Here is an 18,718-nt window from a genome sequence, read left to right as displayed (position 1 = left end):
AGAAGTCGCGCATCTCGCAGTGCAACAAAGTTACAAATCTCCAATAAAAATAGAACAATTTGCAGACTAAAATAGCTACAATCTAGACAAAATCATCAAAGAATTTTCCGCTTACCTATTGATTATCTGCCGGCCTAACGCTGCAGAAACCTGACATGGATCACACTTTCCCGCCCCTGCAACTGGATCCGGCCGTTTTGCTGGAAATCATCCAGGTTCAGACCGAAATCGCCCGTTGCGGCCTCGATCTCGGTCAGGTTATCAATCTGGTATGCCAGCACAGCCAGCAGCTGGCCCGGGGCTGCGGCGCGGTGGTGGAAATCGCCGAAGGCAGCTTCATGGTGTACCGCGCGGCCAGCGGCACGGCGGCCAGCCAGCTGGGCATGCGCATACCGCTGGAAGGCAGCCTGTCCGGCTTGTGCGTGGCATCCAGCCAGGCCCTGGTCTGCCACGATGCCCTGACGGATGCCCGGGTGGACAAGCGCGCCTGTCAGGCCGTGGGACTGCGCTCCATGGTGGTGGTGCCGCTGAGCCATGGCAGCCAGGCAGTGGGCGTGCTGAAAGTGATCGCCACCGAGCCGGGCCGATTCGATGCCCGCGCCATCGCCATTTTGCAACTGATGTCGGGCGTGATCGCGGCCGCCATGTACCACGCCAGCAAATACGATATCGACCAGCTCTACCATCAGGCCACCCACGATGCCATGACCAACCTGCCCAACCGCGCGCACTACTTCGACCGCCTGCGTAGCACGCTGGCGCTGGCCGAACGGCAGCGCCACAAGGTCGGCATACTGGGGGTAGACATGGATGGCCTAAAGTTCATCAACGATACTTATGGCCACCGCGCCGGCGATGCCGCCATCCGCGAAATCGGCCAGCGTCTACGTCAGGAAGTGCGTCAGGCCGATCTGGTGGCGCGCATAGGTGGCGACGAATTCATGGTGCTGCTGACCGATATCGGCGACCAGCAGCAGATCGAAGCCAAGGTCGAGCATCTGGTGCAGCAGGCCTGCCGCAGCTACCATTTCGAAGGCAATGTGCTGCCCCTTTCGGTCAGCATCGGCAGCGCCATTTATCCGGACGACGGCCACCACATCGAGACGCTGACGGAACTGGCCGATCAGGCCATGTACCACCGCAAGAAAAGCCGCAGCAAGGTGGCGCAGGACTAGGCCGCCCTGCAGCACGCTGGCTTACAGCACGGCCTTGAGCAGCAGCCACAAGGCCGTCAGCAACATCATCCACGCAAACGCCTGCTTGACGCGGCGCTCCGGCAGCCGGTGCGTCAGCGCCACCCCGGCCGACACGGTCAGCAGACCGCCAGCCGCCATGGGCAGGCCCACGCTCCATTGCACATGGCCGGCGCTGCCGTAGGTCAGCAGCGCCACCATCGAACAGGGCGTGACCAGCGCCAGCGACAGGCTTTGGGCCACCGTCTGGCGCTGGCCGAAGATGCCGGTGAACACAGGCGTGGCCACCAGCCCGCCGCCCACTCCGAGCAGGCCCATGCAGGCACCGCCCAGCAACCCGACCAGCGGCATCCAGCGCAGACTGCAGCGGGGCGGGTGCGCCGTCGGGGCTGCAGCCGCGCGCTGCTGCAGCAGCGTGCGCAGGGCCAGCAGCAACAGGAAAGCCGCAAACACCGTGCGCAAGGCAGCCGGATGCAGGCCCGTGGCCAGCCGCGCCACCAGCACGGTGGCCAGCACGGCCAGCAGCCCGACCGGCAGGCTGACACGCCAGTCCAGCGGGTGGTGGCGGCTATAGCGCCACCAGCCCAGCAGCAGTATCGGCACCATCATGGCCAGCGAAGTGCCTTGCGCCAGCGCCTGCTCCATGCCCAGCGCCAGGGCCAGAAACGGAATGGCGATGATGCCGCCCCCTATGCCGAACATGCCGCCCAGGAAACCCAGCATGGCGCCCACGGCAATTGCAACTGACAAACCCACGATCACTACCCCTGATGAGAGAAGCGACTAGCATAGCGTACACGAAATTCATTACAATCCCTGTAAATGTGAATCTTACGGACACGAATCGTGTACATCAAACCGCAACTCGATGACTTGCGCCTGTTCTGCGTGGTGGCGCGCCACCGCAGCTTTGCCGAGACAGCGCGCCAGCTCGGCATCTCCAAAGCCGTGGTCAGCAAGCGCATCGCCCTGCTCGAAGCCGCCGTGCAGGAACAGCTATTCCACCGCAGCACGCGCCAGATCACCCTCACCGCCCAGGGCGAAATCGTGCACCAGTGGGCCCAGCGCATCTGCGAGGATGTGGACCTGATGGGGCAAGCCATTTCGCGTGAAAAGGCCGAGCCCGACGGTGTGCTGCGCCTGTGCAGCAGCACGGGTTTCGGCCGCAGCCAGCTGGCGCCCGCGCTGTCGGCCATGGCCAGCCGTTTTCCCCGTCTCGAAATCCAGTTGGAACTGTTCGACCGCGCGGTCGATCTGGTGGAAGAAGGTTTTCAGCTCGATATCCGCATCGGCCATGTGCACGAAGCGAATGTGATCAAGCGCCGCATCGCCAGCAACCGCCGCGTGCTGTGCGCCGCGCCGTCCTATCTGGCCAGATACGGCACACCGGCCACGCTGGAGCAGCTCAAACAGCACCGCTGCATTCCCATCCGCGAACGCGATCAGGATTTCGGCCGCTGGGAACTGCATGGCCCGCACGGCATCCAGGCCGTCAAAGTGCATGGCCAGCTGTCGGCCAATAATGGCGAAATCGTGCGCCAGTGGGCCATTGACGGCCACGGCATCATCTTGCGCTCGGGCTGGGACATCGTCGAGGAGCTGGCCAGCGGCCAGCTAGTGGCCGTGCTGCCCACTTACTATCAGCCGGCCGATATCTGGGCCGTCTACCCGTCCCGTCTGTCCGTGTCGGCACGCGTGCGCCTGTGCGTGGAATTCCTCGCCGACTGGTTCGGCCGCCACCACAGCTATGGCAGCGCTCAGTCCTGAAGCTGCTGCATGCGCTGGCGGTAGCGCCGGTTCTGCAGCTTGCCTGCGAGCTGCTGCGTAAGCAGCGCATACACGGGCGACACCTGCGGCGCGCTGGCCTTGCCGCGACTGAGCCGGCGCAGCTGGTGCTTGACCATGGCCATGTGGGCGGCCGACGCCATCGTCTTGTCCTGCCACGTCACGGCGCGCAGCTGGGGATGCACGGCCGGATCGTTCTGCCAGCGTTTGGGCAGGTCCGGCGTAACCGCCAGTGCCGTGGCCATGCCGGCCAGTGCCACACCGCTATCTAACACCTGCTGCACCACGGGCAGACGGCGGATGCCGCCCGTGACCATCAGCGGCATGCGCGCCACCTGAGTAAGCGCCTTGGCGAATTCGAGGAAATACGCTTCGCGCGCCAGCGTGCGCTCGTCGCGTGACAAGCCCATCATGGCCGGTGCTTCATAACTGCCACCCGATAGTTCCAGCAAATCGATCCCGAGCGGATTGAGCATCTCCACCACGGCGCGCGCATCATCGGCACTGAAGCCGCCGCGCTGGAAATCGGCCGAATTGAGTTTTACCGCGACGCCGAAATCTGGCGCAACGGCAGCCCGTACGGCTGTCACCACCTCGATCAGCAGGCGCGCCCGTCCGGCTATGCTGCCGCCCCACTCGTCGCTGCGCTGATTGGCCAGCGGCGACAGGAACTGGCTCAGCAGATAGCCATGCGCAGCGTGAATCTGCACGCCATTAAAGCCGAACTGCTGCGCCAGCAAGGCGCTCTGCACAAAACGCTGCCTGACGTCGGCGATATCGGCCGCCGTCATCGCGCGCGGCGTGGCGAACTCGCCGCTGAACTTGCCCAGATCCATCGCCAGCGCCGACGGTGCCAGCGTGAGCTGGCCCAGCGCGGCCGGCATCTGCCGGCCCGGATGGTTGAGCTGCATCCAGATCTGGCCGCCATGAGCGCGCGCCACACTGGCCCAGCGGCGGAAGCGCTGCGCATGGGCCGCATGTTCCAGCACCACCCCGCCCGGCCCCGTCATGGCGCGCCGGTCTATCATCACATTCCCGGTGATCATCAGCCCCACGCCGCCTTCGGCCCAGCGCTGGTACAGCCGGATCAGCGCATCGGACGGCGCCTGATCGGCATCCGCCATATTCTCTTCCATGGCCGCTTTGGCCAGACGGTTGGGCAGCACGCTGCCGTTCGGCAGCTGCAGTTGGCTAAACACTTGCATCATCACTCCTGTGGTTACAGTTCCGCCACGATAAGTTTAAAGCGCACTTGAAGGTCAAGCTCTTTTTCAGGCTTGAGCTTCAAGTTAAGTTTAAGGTTATAGTGCAGCGACAGGCAGAGAGGGAGCAGGCAATGAAAATCGGCGAACTGGCAAGACGCACGGGCGTGGCCGCATCGGCCATCCGTTTTTACGAAGCACAGGGGCTGCTCAAGGGCGTGCAGCGGCTGGCCAATGGCTACCGCGACTATCCGCCCGAAGCGGCCACGCTGCTAACCATCCTCAGCGGCGCCCAGCGTGCCGGCTTCACGCTCGATGAGATCCGCCAGCTACTGCCGCAGGATCTGCGCCACTGGCAGCACGCGGAGCTGATGGCAGCGTTGCAGCAGAAAGTGGCCGAGATCACAGCACTGCAGCAGCGGCTCGAACACAACCGCCAGCATCTCCAGCAGCTGATCACCCTGATTAATGCCCGCCCCGACGATATCGACTGTCAGGACAATGCCGCGCGCGTACTGGCCAGCATGGGCATCACGAACGGGGAATGAAGAACATGGCTTTTTCTTCCACCTGCACGGGTGCACCGTCAGCATCGATGGCGACCAGACGGAAGCTGATGCGGTTGGCACCCGGCTGGCCCTGCCCTGCGGCCAGCCGCACGGTAACGGGGACGAAGCGCGTGCTGGCCGGTTCCAGCCGCACTTCGGCTGGCGAGGCCAGTGTCAATCCTTCCAGTCCGTGTACGGAAATGCGGTAGCGCCGGGTCTGTTCTTCCACATGCATCAACTGCAGGCGGAAGCTGTTCTCGATCTGGCCCTGCTCCACTTCGCGTGCCATCACGCCACGGTCGCGGATCACGTCCAGCTTGAGCGGGCTACGGTGCAGCATGGTCCAGCCCAGTGCCGCCGTAATCAGCGCCAGCAGCGCTACATACACCAGCACGCGGGGCCGCAGCAGACGGCTAGCCAGCGACTGCGGTGCCAGCTGCTGCTGGACGGCGCGGCTGGTGGTAAAGGCGACCAGCCCACGCGGCGCGCCTATCTTGTCCATCACACTATCGCAGGCATCCACGCAGGCCGCGCAGCTGATGCAGTCGTACTGCAGGCCGTTGCGGATATCGATGCCGGTCGGGCACACCTGTACGCACAGCGAACAGTCGATGCAGCCGCCACCCGCCTGCGCAGCAGTTGGCGCCGCTGCGGCCGTCTCCCTGTGCGCCGTCACTTTGCCAGCCTGCACCTGTTTGCCCAGCGGCGCACGCGGTTCGCCGCGCCGTGCATCGTAGCTGACGATCAGCGTGTCCTGATCGAACATGGAACTCTGGAAGCGCGCATACGGGCACATATAGCGGCACACCTGCTCGCGCATCCAGCCCGCATTGCCATAGGTGGCAAGGCTGTAGAACAGCACCCAGAAGCTCTCCCACGGCCCCAGCGCGAACGACAGGCTGCTCGCGGCCAGCGTCGGCAGCGGCGTGAAGTAGGCCACAAACGTAAAGCCCGTCCACAGCGCGAACAGCAGCCAGACCAGATGCTTGCCGCCCTTGCGTGCCAGCTTGGCATAGCCCCAGGGCTGGCGATCCAGCCGGATGCGGGCGCTGCGTTCGCCTTCGAATTGACGCTCTATCCACATGAAGATTTCCGTGTACACCGTCTGCGGACAGGCGAACCCGCACCACACCCGTCCTGCCACGGCCGTGAACAGGAACAGCGACAAGGCGCAGACGATCAGCAGCGCCGCCAGATAGATCAGGTCCTGCGGCCACAGCACCAGCCCCCATAGATAGAATTTGCGCGCGCCCAGATCGAACAGCACGGCCTGACGGCCATTCCAGTGCAGCCACGGCAGGCCATAGAACACGGCCTGCGTGAGCCAGACGCACAGCCAGCGCCAGCTGGCAAAACGGCCGCGCGCTTCACGCGCATAAATCTGTTCACGCGGCGCATACATGCGGATAACGGCAACATCGGGGGAAGTCTGGCTCATGGTAGTTCTCGCAGGGAGTAAGAATAGACAGCGTGCTTTTGTATGGATAAAGTATCGGTATGCAGCCATGTTATGACATGACAAAATCCATACATTAAAGAAAATGTCGCAAGCCAAATCCATACAAGATGAAGAACATGCCGTCGCCTGGGTGGGCCAGTTCGCCCAACACGCGGGACCACGCTACCTGCAGATTGCCCAGTTCATCGAACAGGCGCTGGCCAGCGGCATGCTGCGCCCGGGCGACCGCCTGCCGGCCCAGCGCCGGCTCGCCAGCCTGCTGCAAGTGGATCTGACCACCGTCACCCGTGCTTACGATGTGGCACGCCAGCGCCACCTGCTGGAAGGGCGCGGCGCACGCGGCACCTATGTGGCGGCGCCCAAAGTGGAACTCGGGCAGTTGCTGGACCTGAGCATGATCATCCCGCCGCCACCGGCCGGCATCGATTTCGACGACCTGCTGCGGCAGGGGCTGGCGCAAGTGCTGCTGCGTACCGATAGCAGCATGCTCATGAACTACCATCTGGGCGGCGGCAGCGCGGCCGACCGGGCTGCCGGTGCACTCTGGCTGGCACCGCTGTTCGGCCCGATCGAGCCTGACTGCATCAGCGTCTGCGCCGGTGCCCAGTCGGCGCTGGCCGCGCTGATCATGGCGCTGAGCCCTGCGGGCGGCACCATACTGGCCGAAGCGCTGACCTATCCGGGCCTGCTGAATGCGGCGCAGGCGCTGGGCCGCCGCGTGCAGGCAGTGGCCAGCGATGCCGACGGCATGTGCCCCGACGCGCTCGAACAAGCCTGCCGCCAGCATGGTGCCAGCCTGCTGTATCTGAATCCCACGCTGCAGAACCCCACTGGCCACACCATGCCGGCTGCACGCCGGCTGGAACTGCTGCGCGTATGCGCCCGCCATGGCGTGATGATTATCGAAGACGATCCGTATTCGCTGCTGGCCGACACGGCGCCGCCGCCGCTGGCCGCCAGCGCACCGGCACAGGTGGCGCACATCGCCACGCTGTCGAAATGTCTGGCACCGGGCCTGCGCACGGCCTTCGTGCTGCTGCACTCGGCCGCCTTGCGCGAGCGCTTCATGACAGCGCTGCGCGCACTGGTGCTGATGGCGACGCCGCTGACCAGTGCACTGACCACCCAGTGGATCCATGACGGCACGGCACAACAGCTACTGCACGGCGTGCGGCAGGAAGCACGCCAGCGCCAGCGTCTGGCCAGCCAGTTGCTGGCGGGCCGCAGCAGCCATGACAGCGCCAACCTGACGCCGGCCGACTGCGCCATCCATATCTGGCTGGAACTGCCCACCTACTGGAGCGCCAGCACGCTGGCGCAGGTGGCGCAGGCGGAAGGTCTGGCGGTCAGCCCCGCCAGCGCGTTCAGCACGGGACCGCAGCCGCCGGAAGCCATCCGCATTGCGCTCGGCTCCATCGCCGACGAAGCGCGCCTGCGCGCTGCGCTGCGCAAGCTGTCCGAGCTGCTGGCACGCCGCCCCGGCCAGAGCAGCAGCGTGGTGATCTAGCCGCGCCCATTCAGTCCAGCGCAGCGCGGTGCTGCTCCACCAGCCGTTCGATCAGCGCCGCATCGGGCGCGATTGACAATGCGCGCGCACTATCCTGCCGTCCGCTAGGCAGGATGCCGCTGCCAGCAGGGCCCAGCGTGTATTCGCTGTGGCAGGCCGGGCAATACAGCGCATCGCCCGTCTGCGCCTCGCGCGGGCGCACCACCGTCGGGCCGCAGGACAGACAGCGCTCCAGCGGTATGCCTTCATCCGTGTGGCCCACGATGTGGGCCAGCGCCTCGCCGTCGCCGAGCGTGAGGAATAGTTCGCCCAGCTCGGCATCAAACTGGCGCCCCAGTTCCAGCCGGATGATGGACAGCGCTTTCGCGATCGGCATGCCGCTGCGGTAGGGCCGTGTACTGGTCATGGCATCGAAAGCGTCGCAAATGCCGACGATACGGGCCACCAGCGGTATGGCATCGCTACGCAACCCGTAAGGATAGCCATTGCCATCGGGCGTTTCGTGGTGCAGCAACACGGCGTCGCGCGCCAGCAGCGCCAGCGGGTGGGTACCCAGCAGGCGCAGGCCGCTTTCCGGATGGGTGCGGATCACGGCATATTCTTCGTCATTCAGCCTTTCCTTCTTGCCCAGTATGGCGTCAGGGATGGCGATCTTGCCCAGATCGTGCAGAAAACCGCCCAGCGCCGCGCGCGCCACTTCAGCCTCGGACAGACCGGCCGCCTGCGCCAGCAGACGGGAGAACTGGGCCACGCGCCACAGATGGCCGCCCGTGTAGGGATCGCGCGCTTCGACTACCCAGGCCAGATGCAGCAGGCTGGCCAGCAACTGTTGACGGGGTTGCGGCGCGGGGCGCCATGCGGCAGGCAAAAATCGGGACCACTTCATAGCAGGGTTTTCCTTAGGTTTTTGGGCTGATCCGTATCAGTCGCACCGGCTATGCCAGACCTTACAGTGCGCTCATGGCTATTTTGTGCTGAAAGTAAAGTTACTGATTAGTAGATTTTTTTATCAATCAGTATTAAACTTGCCAATCAAGTACTTAGCCGCCTCTAAACCTGACCGACGACGACCATTGTGATAGCCACACGCCAGCCTGCCATCCGCCCGCACCGCCAGTCCGGCCGCTACGCCGTGCTGTACGCCTTGCTGATGCTGTGCGCCAGCCTGATTAGTGCGCCACTTCACGCCGCCCCCGCTGCCGGCCACTGGCGCGACGAGCTGCCTGCCGCCATCCGCCTCGGTGGCGGCGAACTGCGCTGGTTCGGTTTCCGCATCTACCACGCCACCCTGTGGGCCGAGCAGCAGCCCTTCCAGCCTCAGCGCCCGTTCGCCCTGCAACTGCAATACCACCGCAACATCAGCCGCGAACGGCTGGTCGATACCAGCCTCGATGAAATCCGCCGCCTGAGCCGCAAGCTGCCTGATGGCGCCACCCTGAACCGCTGGCGTAACACGCTGCTCCAGGCTTTTACCGATGTCGCGGCCGGCGACGAACTGATAGGCGTCTATCGCCCGGGCCAGGGCATGCGCCTGTACGACCAGCGCCAGCTACTGGCCGAGATCGATGATGCCGCGCTGGCGCAGGCTTTCTTCGCGATCTGGCTCGACGAACGCAGCCACGATCAGGGTTTGCGCCAGCAACTGCTGGGCAGCGCACCATGAGCAGCGCCACGCCGCGCTGGTGGCAGCTGGCGGCCTACGGTCTGCTCGGTCTGCCTCTGGCCATGGCCGCCCTGCCTGTGTATGTGCAAGTGGCTTCTTACTACCACCTGCAATACGACACGGGGCTGGCCATGCTGGGCTGGGTGATGTTTGCTGCGCGCCTGCTCGACACGCTGCAAGACCCGCTGCTCGGCCATCTGATCGACCGCCTGCAGCAGGTGCAACGCGCGCTGACGGCGGGTGCCGTGCTGCTGGCGGCTGGTTTCGCCGGACTGTGGCAAGCGCCTGTCGCGCTGCTGGCGCCGCTACTGTGGTTAAGCCTGATGCTGGTCGTGACCTACAGCGCCCACAGCCTGCTCAACATCGCCTATCTAGCCTGGGGTTCGCGCCTGTCCGCGCAGGCCAGCCATGGCAGCGCGCCGCTGCTGTCCGCCACTGCCTGGCGCGAAGGCTGGGGGCTGCTCGGGCTGATTATCGGCAGCACTATCCCTGCCACCATCCTCAGCCAGCCGCGCGCGCAAATCGCCGGCCAGATGGGCAGCTACAGCCTGGCTTTCGCCGTGCTGCTGGGCTTAACCTTGTTAGCCCTGCTCAAGCTGGCGCCAGCTTGGCCGCCGACCATCGCGCCAGCGCCGCACTGGCGCAGCGTGCTGCAGCAGATGCGTGCCAACCACGCTTTCCGCCACCTGCTGCTGCCCTATCTGCTGAATTCCTGCGCCGTGGCGCTGCCCGCCACGCTGGCCCTGTTCTACATCAGCGACCAGTTGCAGGCCGCGCCGCTGGCCGGCCTGTTCCTCGGCAGCTATTTCATCGCTGCTGCGGCCGGCCTGCCTGTCTGGACCCGTCTGGCCCAGCGTTACGGTGCGCTGGCCTGCTGGCGCGGCGGCATGCTGCTGGCCATCGCCAGCTTTGCCGGCGCGGCGCTACTGGGGGCCGGCGATGTCTGGCTGTATGGCTTGATCTGTCTGGGCGCCGGTGCCGCGCTGGGCGCCGATCTGGCCATGCCCAACGTGCTGCTGGCCCAGTCCATTCCGCCCGCACACGCGCCCGCTGCCTATTACGGCGTGCTCACGCTGCTGGGCAAACTGGCACTGGCGCTGTCGGGACTGGCCTTGCCGCTGCTGGCCCTGCTCGGCTACCAGCCGGGCCAGACGGCGCATATAGCCTTGCCGCTGGTGTATGCCGCCCTGCCCTGTCTGCTCAAACTACTGGCCCTGCTTACATTGCAGCGTGCCAGTCCCGTTCTGACGCCCCCACTCCGGAGCCCCGCATGAAACCATCTGCCCTGATGATTGCCGCCCTTGCCCTGCTGACCGCTTGCGCCAGCCCGAATGTCCAGCAATATCAAGCGCTCGAGCCCAAGCTCGATCTACCGAGCTATTTCCTCGGCACCACGCATGCCTGGGGCATGTTCCAGCGCCGCGGCGGCACAGTCGTCAAGCGCTTCAAGGTCGAAATTACCGGCACCGGCGATGCCCAGCAGCTCACGCTGGACGAACGTTTCCGCTACGATGATGGCACCACCCAGCGCCGCGTCTGGCATTTGACGCGCGGCGCCGATGGCCGCTGGCTAGGCCGCGCCGACGATGTCGAGGGCGAGGCGCAGGGCGAGGTGGCCGGCAATGCGCTGCACTGGCAATACACCCTGCTGCTGCCCATCGATGGCAGCACCTATGCCATGCGCTTCGATGACTGGATGTTCCTGATCGATGATTGCACCATGATCAACCGCGCTAGCATGGCCAAGTTCGGCATAGAGCTGGGTCAGGTCACGCTGATGTTCCGCAAGGCGAATTGCCCGGCCTAGGCGCAGGCGCTGCGACAGGCCGGAATCGCTGCAGGCGGGCCCGGCTGTTGTAGAATGCGCCCTTCTACCGCTGTTCTCCGACTATGCGATTGTCTGCCTACGCGCGGCTGCTGTTACTCGGCTGCCTGCTCATCCTCACTGGCTGCGCCATGGCGCCCAGCCGTTCCAGCGTTCCCGCCGCCGAAGCCCGCCACACCATCCATCTGATGCGCTACGGCTGGCATACCGCCCTGCTATTTGACGGCAACGACATCCAGAGCCGCAGTGCGCGCCTGCGTAGCGACCTGCGTCCGGCCCGCTACATACTGGTGGGCTGGGGCGATGGCGAGTATTTCGTGCGCGATGACGCGCCATGGTCGAAAGCCGTCAAGGCCTTGGTCGCTTCCGACTACCCGGCCTTGCAGGCAGGGCGGCGCGACAGCAATCCACCTGCAGGGGTGGCCGCGCAGGACAGCCTGCCACTGGCCATCACCAGCCGCGGCATGGATCAGCTGGTCGCCTATATAGACCGCAGTATCGCGCTCGATGGCCAGGGCCAGCCCATCTATCTGGGCGCCCAGCCCGACCATCCAGACCGCTTCTACCAGGGCAATGGCCACTACAGCCTGTTCAACAACTGCAATTCATGGATAGTGGGCGCCTTGCGGGCGGCCGAGCTGCCCATCAGCGGCCTTAACCTGACGGCCAGCAGCGTATTCGAACAGGCGCAGCAAATCGCGGCACTCCAGCAGCAGCTGCGCGACGAGCGCGCAGCGCAGGCTGGCGCCGCCCCATAAAAAAAGGCAGGGTGTCCCCTGCCTTGTTTTGCTGTAGCGCGCCTGATCAGGCAGCAGCTTTCGGCTTGCGCGGTGCGCGCGGCTTCTTCGGCTTTTCGGCTACTGCAGCGTCGTCCTTGCCTTTGACTGCTTCGATCAGTGCCGCCACATAAGTATTGCGCGCCGTCTGGGCGATCGCGGTCTGCTGTTGCAGACGAGCGAGTTCGGCTTCAACCACCTGAACATTCATAGCTTGCATTTTTGCTACGTCGTTCAGTTTTTCGGAAGCATACGACGTACCATTGATCGTAATGTATTGTGGCAGACTCATCATTTTCCTTATTTCGAATGGTTATAAAATCCCGACGGGCGCAATTGTATGCGCTCGCCGCCTGCGCTGCAACGTCGTAAACATGCCGCCTGCGGCCCGGTCCACCCGCCACAGTGCAGGCCATGCCGCAGATTAGCTGGCCGTGCGCCGTTCCAGCAGCGCCAGCGGACGTGCCGCCTCGAGACGGCGCCGGCGCGGCGCAAACTTGAACAGCCCCACGGCCTGTGCCAGATGGGCAGCCTGCTCGTCCAGCTGGGCAGCCGCGGCGGCCGCCTGCTCTACCATGGCCGCATTCTGCTGGGTACCAGCGTCGATTTCGAGTACGGTGCGGTTGATTTCATCTACCCCGCTGCTTTGCTGCAGATTGTCGCGCGCGATATCGCTGACGATTTCCGCCACGCTCTGCACAGAAGCCACCACCCCCGTCATGGTCTGGCCAGCCTTGCGTCCCAATTGATCACCCTGGGCGATCTTCTCCACCGAAGCGCTGATCAGCTGCTTGATTTCGCCGGCCGCCGCCGTGGCACGCTGGGCCAGATGTCGCACTTCCGTCGCCACCACGGCAAAACTGCGGCCCTGTTCACCCGCACGGGCCGCTTCGACTGCCGCATTCAGCGCCAGAATATTGGTCTGGAAAGCGATGCCGTCGATCAGGCCGATGATGTCGAAAATTTTCTGCGCCGACTGGCTGATATCGCCCAGCGTGGCACCAACCTGCGTGACCACGGCACCACCTTCGCTGGCCACATTGCAAGCATTGGCCACCAGCGAGCTGGTCTGCTGCGCATTGGCGGCCGTCTGGCGCACCATGGCCGCCAATTGTTCGATGCTGGCCGCCGTGCGTTCCAGACTGGCGGCCTGCGCTTCCGTACGCAACGACAGATCCTGATTGCCGGCCGCGATTTCGCGTGTCGCCGTATTGATGGATTCCACGCTGGTGCGCACATCGCCGATGATGGCCACCAGATTCACGCTCATCTGGCGCAGCGCGCGCAGCAACTGGGCCACTTCCTCGTCGCCGCCCACTTCGATGGACACACTCAGATCGCCGGCCGCCAGTGCGCGTGCGCTGTACAGCGCGCCGCGCAACGGCGCTAGGATGCTGCGTTCCAGCAGTAGCGCCAGCACCAGCGTCAGCGCAACGCCGCCGGCGCCGGCCAGCGCATAGGCCGTATCCGTGCCATCGCTGTTCATGCTCCAGCCTGCCACGCCCAGCGTGGCCAGCAACAGTGCCTGTCCGGCCAGCACGGCACGGCACCACAGGCGCGCCGGCACGCGCCGCATGCGGGTGATCCAGCCTGCCAGTCCGGGCGCCACGTGGCGGCCATGCTGCAGCACGCCGGCGGCGGCACCTTCCTTGCCAAGGCGGCGGTATAGCTGCTCGGCACGGGCGATCTGCTGGCGTTCCGGCACTGTGCGCACTGAAAGATACCCGTTGACGCGGCCGCCTTCCATGGTTGGCGTGACATTCGCTACCACCCAGTAGAAGTCGCCATTCTTGCGGCGGTTTTTCACCAGCCCGGTCCACGGCATGCCGCCCTGTATGGTCTGCCACAGGTCCGCAAACGCGGCGGGCGGCATATCGGGATGGCGCACCAGATTATGGGGCGCGCCCAGTAATTCTTCCTGGCTGTAACCGCTGGCTTCGATAAAAGCGGGGTTGGCGTAGGTGATGCGGCCGCTCAGATCGGTCTTCGAGACCAGCGGACGCTGCGGGGGTAATACGTATTCTGTGCCCGTAACGGGCAGATTCTGGCGCATGCTAACTCCTTTACTGGCACATCCATCTAGCGCGCGCCTAGAATTGCCTGCGATGGATCAAATTTCCAAAGGGCAATTATACTGAGCGCGGCGCAACAGAAATATCGCCCAGATTAACTTTCGTTATTGAAACTTTCATTTATGAAGTTAATCCTCTAGTTTTCCGTCTTGCCAAATCGACCATGGGCGACCATCGAGCTAAGCCAGTTGCAGCCACCAGAAGGCCAGCACAGCCAGCAACAGCAGCAGCGCTATCAGCGTACGCGGCGGCTGGCCAGGCTCGCCCTGCCGCCCCGCTTTCATTCCCGTCAACATCGCGCGCACCAGATTTTCCCCGTGCAGGCGGCCCGACAACAGTACCGCTCCGATATGCACGACCACCACCAGCAGCAGCATATTGGCCAGGCTCTCGTGCACTTCCTCCATCCACTCGCCCACCCGCTCCGTGTACAGCAGCCAGCCCGCCGCCGTCAGCAGCAAGGCCAGCGCCAGCATCAGCACGATGGCGACGGCACCGGCCGGATTATGGCCCGTGTAATGTGCGGGCCGGCCAGTCAGCAGCGAGCGCAGATAGGCCATGACCGCCTGCGGGCCGCGCACGAAACTGGCAAAACGCGCATGCTGCGTGCCGCAGATGCCCCACAGCAGACGAAATAGCACCAGCCCTGCCACCGTATAGCCTAGCGTGACGTGCAGTACGCGCCAGTCTTCCAGTTCGGCCGTCAGATAGGCGCCAGCAAAGCACAGCGCCAGCAGCCAGTGAAACAGCCTCAGCGGCAAGTCCCAGACGCGCACCAGCGGCGCTGCGTCTTGCGTGCCCGTAGCTGCTGTCGTATCTCGATCGAATGCTTGCATGGTCTACTCCCTCAAAGTCCGTAAGTCCCGTTAATGCTGATAGTCGCTCGCAGTTATTAAGGAATTCTGAGCAAACGCCGCCTGCGTGGTGACGGCCGCTTTTTTTTTGATAGCAGCACGGCGCAGGCAAAACAACGGCCCGCAGATGTAATACACTCGTGCCGGACTTCACCATCTGCCCGCCCGAAGCGACTGCCAACCGTATGGAACCACCAGTACCGCCTACCACCGCCGCTGGCCTCAGCAGCGCCGCAGCCCGTCAGCGGCTGCAAACGCTGGGGCCCAATGAACTGCCCGTATCGCGCCCGCGCAGCAATGCGCGACTGCTGCGTGATGTGGTGGCCGAACCGATGTTCCTGCTGCTGGTCGCCTGCGGCGCCATCTACCTGCTGCTCGGTGATCCCGACGAAGCGCTGATGCTGCTGGGCTTCGTCGCCATCGTGGTGGCCATGACGTTCTTCCAGCAGCGCCGCACGGAGCGCTCGCTGCATGCACTGCGCGACCTGTCCTCGCCGCGCGCACTGGTACTGCGCGATGGCCAGCAGAGCCGCATCGCCGGACGCGAACTGGTGCCCGGCGACGTCGTCTTGCTGGCCGAAGGCGACCGCGTGCCGGCCGATATCGACTTGCTGGCCAGCTCGAATCTGATGGTCGACGAATCCATGCTGACCGGCGAATCCGTCCCCGTCAGCAAGCAGGCAGGCCCCACGCCAGAACAGTCACGCCTGTATTCGGGCACGCTGATCACGCAAGGCACGGCCAGTGGGCTGGTCGTGGCCACCGGCCCCGCCAGTGCGCTGGGCCGCATAGGCGCCTCGCTGGCCACGCTCGGTGGCGAACTCACGCCTATCCAGCTCGAAACGCGCGGCGTGGTCAAAACCGTCGCCAGCGGCGGCGCCCTGCTGGCCGTGACGCTGGCCCTGGTGTACGGCTATCTGAATGGCGCATGGCTGCAAGGCGTGCTGGCCGGCCTGACTCTGGCCATGGCCATCCTGCCGGAAGAACTGCCCGTGATCCTGACCCTGTTTCTGGGGCTGGGTGCATGGCGGCTCGGGCGTGCCCAGATACTGGCGCGCAGCATACCCGCCATCGAACTGCTGGGCGCCACCACGGTACTCTGCGTCGACAAGACCGGCACGCTGACGGCCAACCGCATGGAGGTGCTGGGCCTGTGGACCGAGCAGACCGAATTCGATGGCCGCCAGCCCGCCAGCGAACTGCCGGAGGCCTTGCACGGCTTGCTCGAATACGCGGTGCTGGCCAGCCACCGGCAAGCGTTTGATCCGATGGAACAGGCCATCACGGCAGCCGGCACGCGCTGGCTGGCCAATACCGAACACCTGCACCGCGACTGGCAGCTGATCGACGACTACCCGCTCTCGCGCCAGTTGCTGGCCATGTCGCGCGTGTGGCTATCGCCCGACCACAGTGCCTATCTGGTGGCCGCCAAGGGCGCACCGGAAGCGATCATCGATCTATGTCATCTGGATGCGGCGCGCAGCGCGGCCATTAGTGCGCAAGTGGGCATCATGGCCGAGCGCGGACTGCGTGTGATTGCCGTGGCCAGTGCCACATTTGCCGCACCGCCGCTGCCCGACAACCAGCATGTGTTCGAATTCGCTTTCCTCGGTCTGGTCGCGCTGCAGGATCCTATCCGCCCCGAAGTGCCGCCCGCTGTGGCGCATTGCCACGCGGCCGGCATGCAGGTGGTGATGATCACGGGCGACCACCCGGCCACGGCCACGGCCATCGCCACTCAGGCCGGCATCCATGGTGCAGTACTGAGCGGCAGCGAACTGGCCGGCCTCGATGATCAGGCCCTGTCCTTGCGCCTGCAGGACTGCCGTGTGTTCTGCCGCATCGCACCCGAGCAGAAACTGCGGCTGGTACAGGCGTTCCGCCAGCGCGGTGAAATCGTCGCCATGACGGGCGATGGCGTCAACGATGCGCCCGCCCTGAAAGCGGCCCACATCGGCGTGGCCATGGGTGCACGCGGTACCGACGTCGCGCGCGAGGCGGCTGCACTGGTGCTGCTCAAAGATGATTTTTCCTCGCTGCTGCAAGCCGTGCAGCACGGCCGGCGCCTGTTCGCCAATCTGCGCAAGGCCATCGTGTTCATCGTCGCCGTGCACGTGCCCATCGTCGGGCTGTCCTTTCTGCCTGTACTGTTCGGCTGGCCGCTGCTGCTGATGCCCGTGCACATACTGTTCCTGCAGCTGGTCATAGATCCGGCCTGCGCACTGGTATTCGAAGCGGAAGCCATCGAAGCGGGCGCCATGCAGAACCCGCCGCGCAATCCGCAGCAGCACCTGTTCGACCGCAGCCTGCTGCGCCGCGGCCTGCTGCAGGGCGGCGCGCTGCTGCTGGTACTGCTGCTGTGCCATGCCCTGCTGCGCTATGCCGGCGTGGCAGAAGCAAGTGCACGCAGCACCACCTTCGTGACACTGGTGCTGGCCAATCTGGGACTGATAGCCAGCAATCTGAGCTGGCACCAGCCCGTGTGGCGGCGCAGCCATCAGGCCAACCGGCCGTTCTACTGGATCAGTGCGGCCACCATATTGCTGCTGGCCGTGGTCATCAGCGTACCGGCCGTGCGCAGCCTGTTCGCGTTTGCCTTGCCCCAGCCAGCGCTGCTGCTGGCCAGTGCGCTGCTTGCTCTGCTGTGCGTGGGCTGGTTCGAACTGCTCAAGCGCCGCTAGCTGACGATACGGGAGATCTGCTCGCGCTTCTGTTCGATATCTTCATCGCTATCGGCAAAGCGCGCAGCGATGCTGCGGAACTCGTCCTGCAAGGCCACGAAAGCATCCACCACATCGGGATCGAAATGGCTGCCGCGACCTTCCACGATCAGCGCCACCGCCTGCTCGTGCGGCATGCCCTGCTTGTAGACGCGCCGGCAGATCAGCGCATCGTACACATCGGCTACCGCCATCAGCCTTGCTGCGACGGGTATGGCATCGCCGGCCAGTTGTTGCGGATAGCCCGAGCCATCCCACTTTTCCTGATGGCTGTAGGCGATATCCTTGGCCATCGAAAGGAAATTGACTTGCATGCCGAGCTGCTTTTCCGCGTGGTCGATGGCGTCGCGCCCCAACGTGGTGTGGGTCTTCATGATCTCGAATTCGGCCGCATCGAACTTGCCCGGTTTAAGCAGTATGCGGTCCGGGATGCCCACCTTGCCGATGTCGTGCAGCGGCGCCGATTTGAACAGCATGCGGATGTACTCGTCGGTGAGCAAGGCGGCAAAGCGCGGGTGCTTGCGCAACTGCTGCGCCAGCGCCTGCACATAGTACTGGGTGCGGCGGATGTGGTTGCCCGTATCGGCATCGCGCGTTTCCGCCAGCGATGCCATGGCCAAGATCGTCACATCCTGGATCGCCGTCACCTCGCGCGTGCGCTTGGCCACTTCCTGTTCCAGAAATGCGCTCTTATCGCGCAGGAAGTCGGCATGGGCTTTCAGCGCCAGATGGATTTTCAGCCGCGCCATCAGGATAGGCGGGCTGACCGGCTTGGTGATGTAGTCGACAGCGCCGATCTGCAAACCTTTTTCCTCGTCCTCGATATCGGCCTTGGCAGTCAGGAAGATCACCGGTATGTCGCGCGTGGCCGGATGGGCCTTGAGTATCTGACAGACTTCGTAGCCATCCATTTCCGGCATCATGATGTCGAGCAGGATCAGATCGGGCAGTTCGCCCGTAGTGGCCAGCTTGATGGCACGTGCGCCGCTGTTGGCGATCTTGAGTTTGTACTCCTGCCGTAACAACTCACTCATCAGCGACAGGTTTTCCGGCGTGTCGTCGACGATCAGGATAGTGGGTTTGACAGGCATATCCGCACTGTTTTCCATACTTG

At 64.4% G+C, this 18,718-nt stretch carries 17 protein-coding genes; 9 read left to right on the top strand and 8 right to left on the bottom strand.

Annotation, left to right across the window (positions count from 1 at the left end; translation table 11 throughout):
- The first annotated feature begins 155 nt into the window (after window positions 1-155).
- Complete coding sequence (locus tag GM655_RS06790; RefSeq protein WP_155433777.1) at window positions 156-1,175, top strand: sensor domain-containing diguanylate cyclase; 1,020 nt, start codon at window positions 156-158, stop codon at window positions 1,173-1,175.
- 21 nt (window positions 1,176-1,196) lie between these two features.
- On the opposite strand, the gene GM655_RS06785 is transcribed toward GM655_RS06790, so the two are convergent.
- Complete coding sequence (locus GM655_RS06785) at window positions 1,197-1,949, bottom strand: sulfite exporter TauE/SafE family protein (RefSeq protein ID WP_371866723.1); 753 nt, start codon at window positions 1,947-1,949, stop codon at window positions 1,197-1,199.
- A gap of 90 nt (window positions 1,950-2,039) precedes the next feature.
- On the opposite strand from GM655_RS06785, the gene GM655_RS06780 reads away from it, so the two are divergent.
- Window positions 2,040-2,960 carry a LysR family transcriptional regulator gene (locus GM655_RS06780; RefSeq protein WP_371866722.1) on the top strand — a complete coding sequence of 307 codons (921 nt, stop codon included), beginning with the start codon at window positions 2,040-2,042 and terminating at the stop codon, window positions 2,958-2,960.
- On the opposite strand, the gene GM655_RS06775 is transcribed toward GM655_RS06780, so the two are convergent.
- Entirely contained in the window at window positions 2,951-4,183 is a 1,233-nt protein-coding gene (locus GM655_RS06775) for an NADH:flavin oxidoreductase/NADH oxidase family protein (protein ID WP_155434180.1), read from the bottom strand. The genes GM655_RS06780 and GM655_RS06775 overlap by 10 nt on opposite strands.
- Before the next feature lie 131 nt (window positions 4,184-4,314).
- Here GM655_RS06775 and GM655_RS06770 point away from each other — a divergent pair, with 131 nt between their 5' ends.
- Window positions 4,315-4,728 carry a MerR family transcriptional regulator gene (locus GM655_RS06770; protein ID WP_155433776.1) on the top strand — a complete coding sequence of 138 codons (414 nt, stop codon included), beginning with the start codon at window positions 4,315-4,317 and terminating at the stop codon, window positions 4,726-4,728.
- Here GM655_RS06770 and ccoG read toward each other — a convergent pair.
- On the bottom strand, window positions 4,712-6,166 hold the full coding sequence (gene ccoG / locus GM655_RS06765; protein WP_155433775.1) for a cytochrome c oxidase accessory protein CcoG: 1,455 nt from the start codon (window positions 6,164-6,166) through the stop codon (window positions 4,712-4,714). The two genes, GM655_RS06770 and ccoG, sit on opposite strands and share 17 nt — an antisense overlap.
- A 103-nt stretch (window positions 6,167-6,269) precedes the next feature.
- On the opposite strand from ccoG, the gene GM655_RS06760 reads away from it, so the two are divergent.
- Complete coding sequence (locus GM655_RS06760) at window positions 6,270-7,694, top strand: aminotransferase-like domain-containing protein (protein WP_155433774.1); 1,425 nt, start codon at window positions 6,270-6,272, stop codon at window positions 7,692-7,694.
- A 10-nt stretch (window positions 7,695-7,704) separates the two neighbouring features.
- Here the strand turns inward: GM655_RS06760 and GM655_RS06755 are convergent, their stop codons facing one another.
- A complete protein-coding gene (locus tag GM655_RS06755) occupies window positions 7,705-8,580 on the bottom strand; it encodes an HD domain-containing phosphohydrolase (RefSeq protein WP_155433773.1) in 876 nt (291 codons plus the stop codon).
- Between the two features lie 189 nt (window positions 8,581-8,769).
- Here GM655_RS06755 and GM655_RS06750 point away from each other — a divergent pair, with 189 nt between their 5' ends.
- From GM655_RS06750 to GM655_RS06735, 4 genes are all read left to right on the top strand, one after another.
- Window positions 8,770-9,357 (top strand): chalcone isomerase family protein, encoded by a 588-nt coding sequence (locus tag GM655_RS06750; RefSeq protein WP_371866721.1) that lies wholly within the window; start codon window positions 8,770-8,772, stop codon window positions 9,355-9,357.
- The gene (locus GM655_RS06745; protein ID WP_155433772.1) at window positions 9,354-10,631 is read left to right on the top strand and encodes an MFS transporter; all 1,278 of its coding nucleotides are present in this window, start codon (window positions 9,354-9,356) and stop codon (window positions 10,629-10,631) included. Before GM655_RS06750 ends, GM655_RS06745 begins: the two co-directional genes overlap by 4 nt.
- Complete coding sequence (locus tag GM655_RS06740; protein ID WP_155433771.1) at window positions 10,628-11,164, top strand: DUF3833 domain-containing protein; 537 nt, start codon at window positions 10,628-10,630, stop codon at window positions 11,162-11,164. Before GM655_RS06745 ends, GM655_RS06740 begins: the two co-directional genes overlap by 4 nt.
- Before the next feature lie 83 nt (window positions 11,165-11,247).
- Entirely contained in the window at window positions 11,248-11,940 is a 693-nt protein-coding gene (locus tag GM655_RS06735) for a DUF2459 domain-containing protein (RefSeq protein WP_155433770.1), read from the top strand.
- Between the two features lie 46 nt (window positions 11,941-11,986).
- Here GM655_RS06735 and GM655_RS06730 read toward each other — a convergent pair whose 3' ends face one another.
- From GM655_RS06730 to GM655_RS06720, 3 genes are all read right to left on the bottom strand, one after another.
- Complete coding sequence (locus tag GM655_RS06730) at window positions 11,987-12,178, bottom strand: hypothetical protein (protein WP_229632399.1); 192 nt, start codon at window positions 12,176-12,178, stop codon at window positions 11,987-11,989.
- A gap of 204 nt (window positions 12,179-12,382) precedes the next feature.
- Window positions 12,383-14,011, bottom strand: a complete 1,629-nt coding sequence (locus GM655_RS06725) for a methyl-accepting chemotaxis protein (protein ID WP_155433768.1) — start codon at window positions 14,009-14,011, stop codon at window positions 12,383-12,385.
- Window positions 14,012-14,209: 198 nt separating this feature from the next.
- Window positions 14,210-14,866 carry a cytochrome b/b6 domain-containing protein gene (locus tag GM655_RS06720; protein WP_155433767.1) on the bottom strand — a complete coding sequence of 219 codons (657 nt, stop codon included), beginning with the start codon at window positions 14,864-14,866 and terminating at the stop codon, window positions 14,210-14,212.
- Window positions 14,867-15,069: 203 nt separating this feature from the next.
- On the opposite strand from GM655_RS06720, the gene GM655_RS06715 reads away from it, so the two are divergent.
- The gene (locus GM655_RS06715) at window positions 15,070-17,565 is read left to right on the top strand and encodes a cation-translocating P-type ATPase (RefSeq protein ID WP_155433766.1); all 2,496 of its coding nucleotides are present in this window, start codon (window positions 15,070-15,072) and stop codon (window positions 17,563-17,565) included.
- Here GM655_RS06715 and GM655_RS06710 read toward each other — a convergent pair.
- The gene (locus GM655_RS06710; RefSeq protein ID WP_155433765.1) at window positions 17,562-18,713 is read right to left on the bottom strand and encodes a response regulator; all 1,152 of its coding nucleotides are present in this window, start codon (window positions 18,711-18,713) and stop codon (window positions 17,562-17,564) included. The genes GM655_RS06715 and GM655_RS06710 overlap by 4 nt on opposite strands.
- Window positions 18,714-18,718 lie beyond the last annotated feature (5 nt).

The sequence above is a fragment of the Pseudoduganella danionis genome (assembly GCF_009720775.1).
Lineage (GTDB): Bacteria > Pseudomonadota > Gammaproteobacteria > Burkholderiales > Burkholderiaceae_D > Rugamonas > Rugamonas danionis.
The sequence above is the reverse complement of the archived record's forward strand: the minus strand, read 5'-3'. Positions and strand labels throughout refer to the sequence as shown.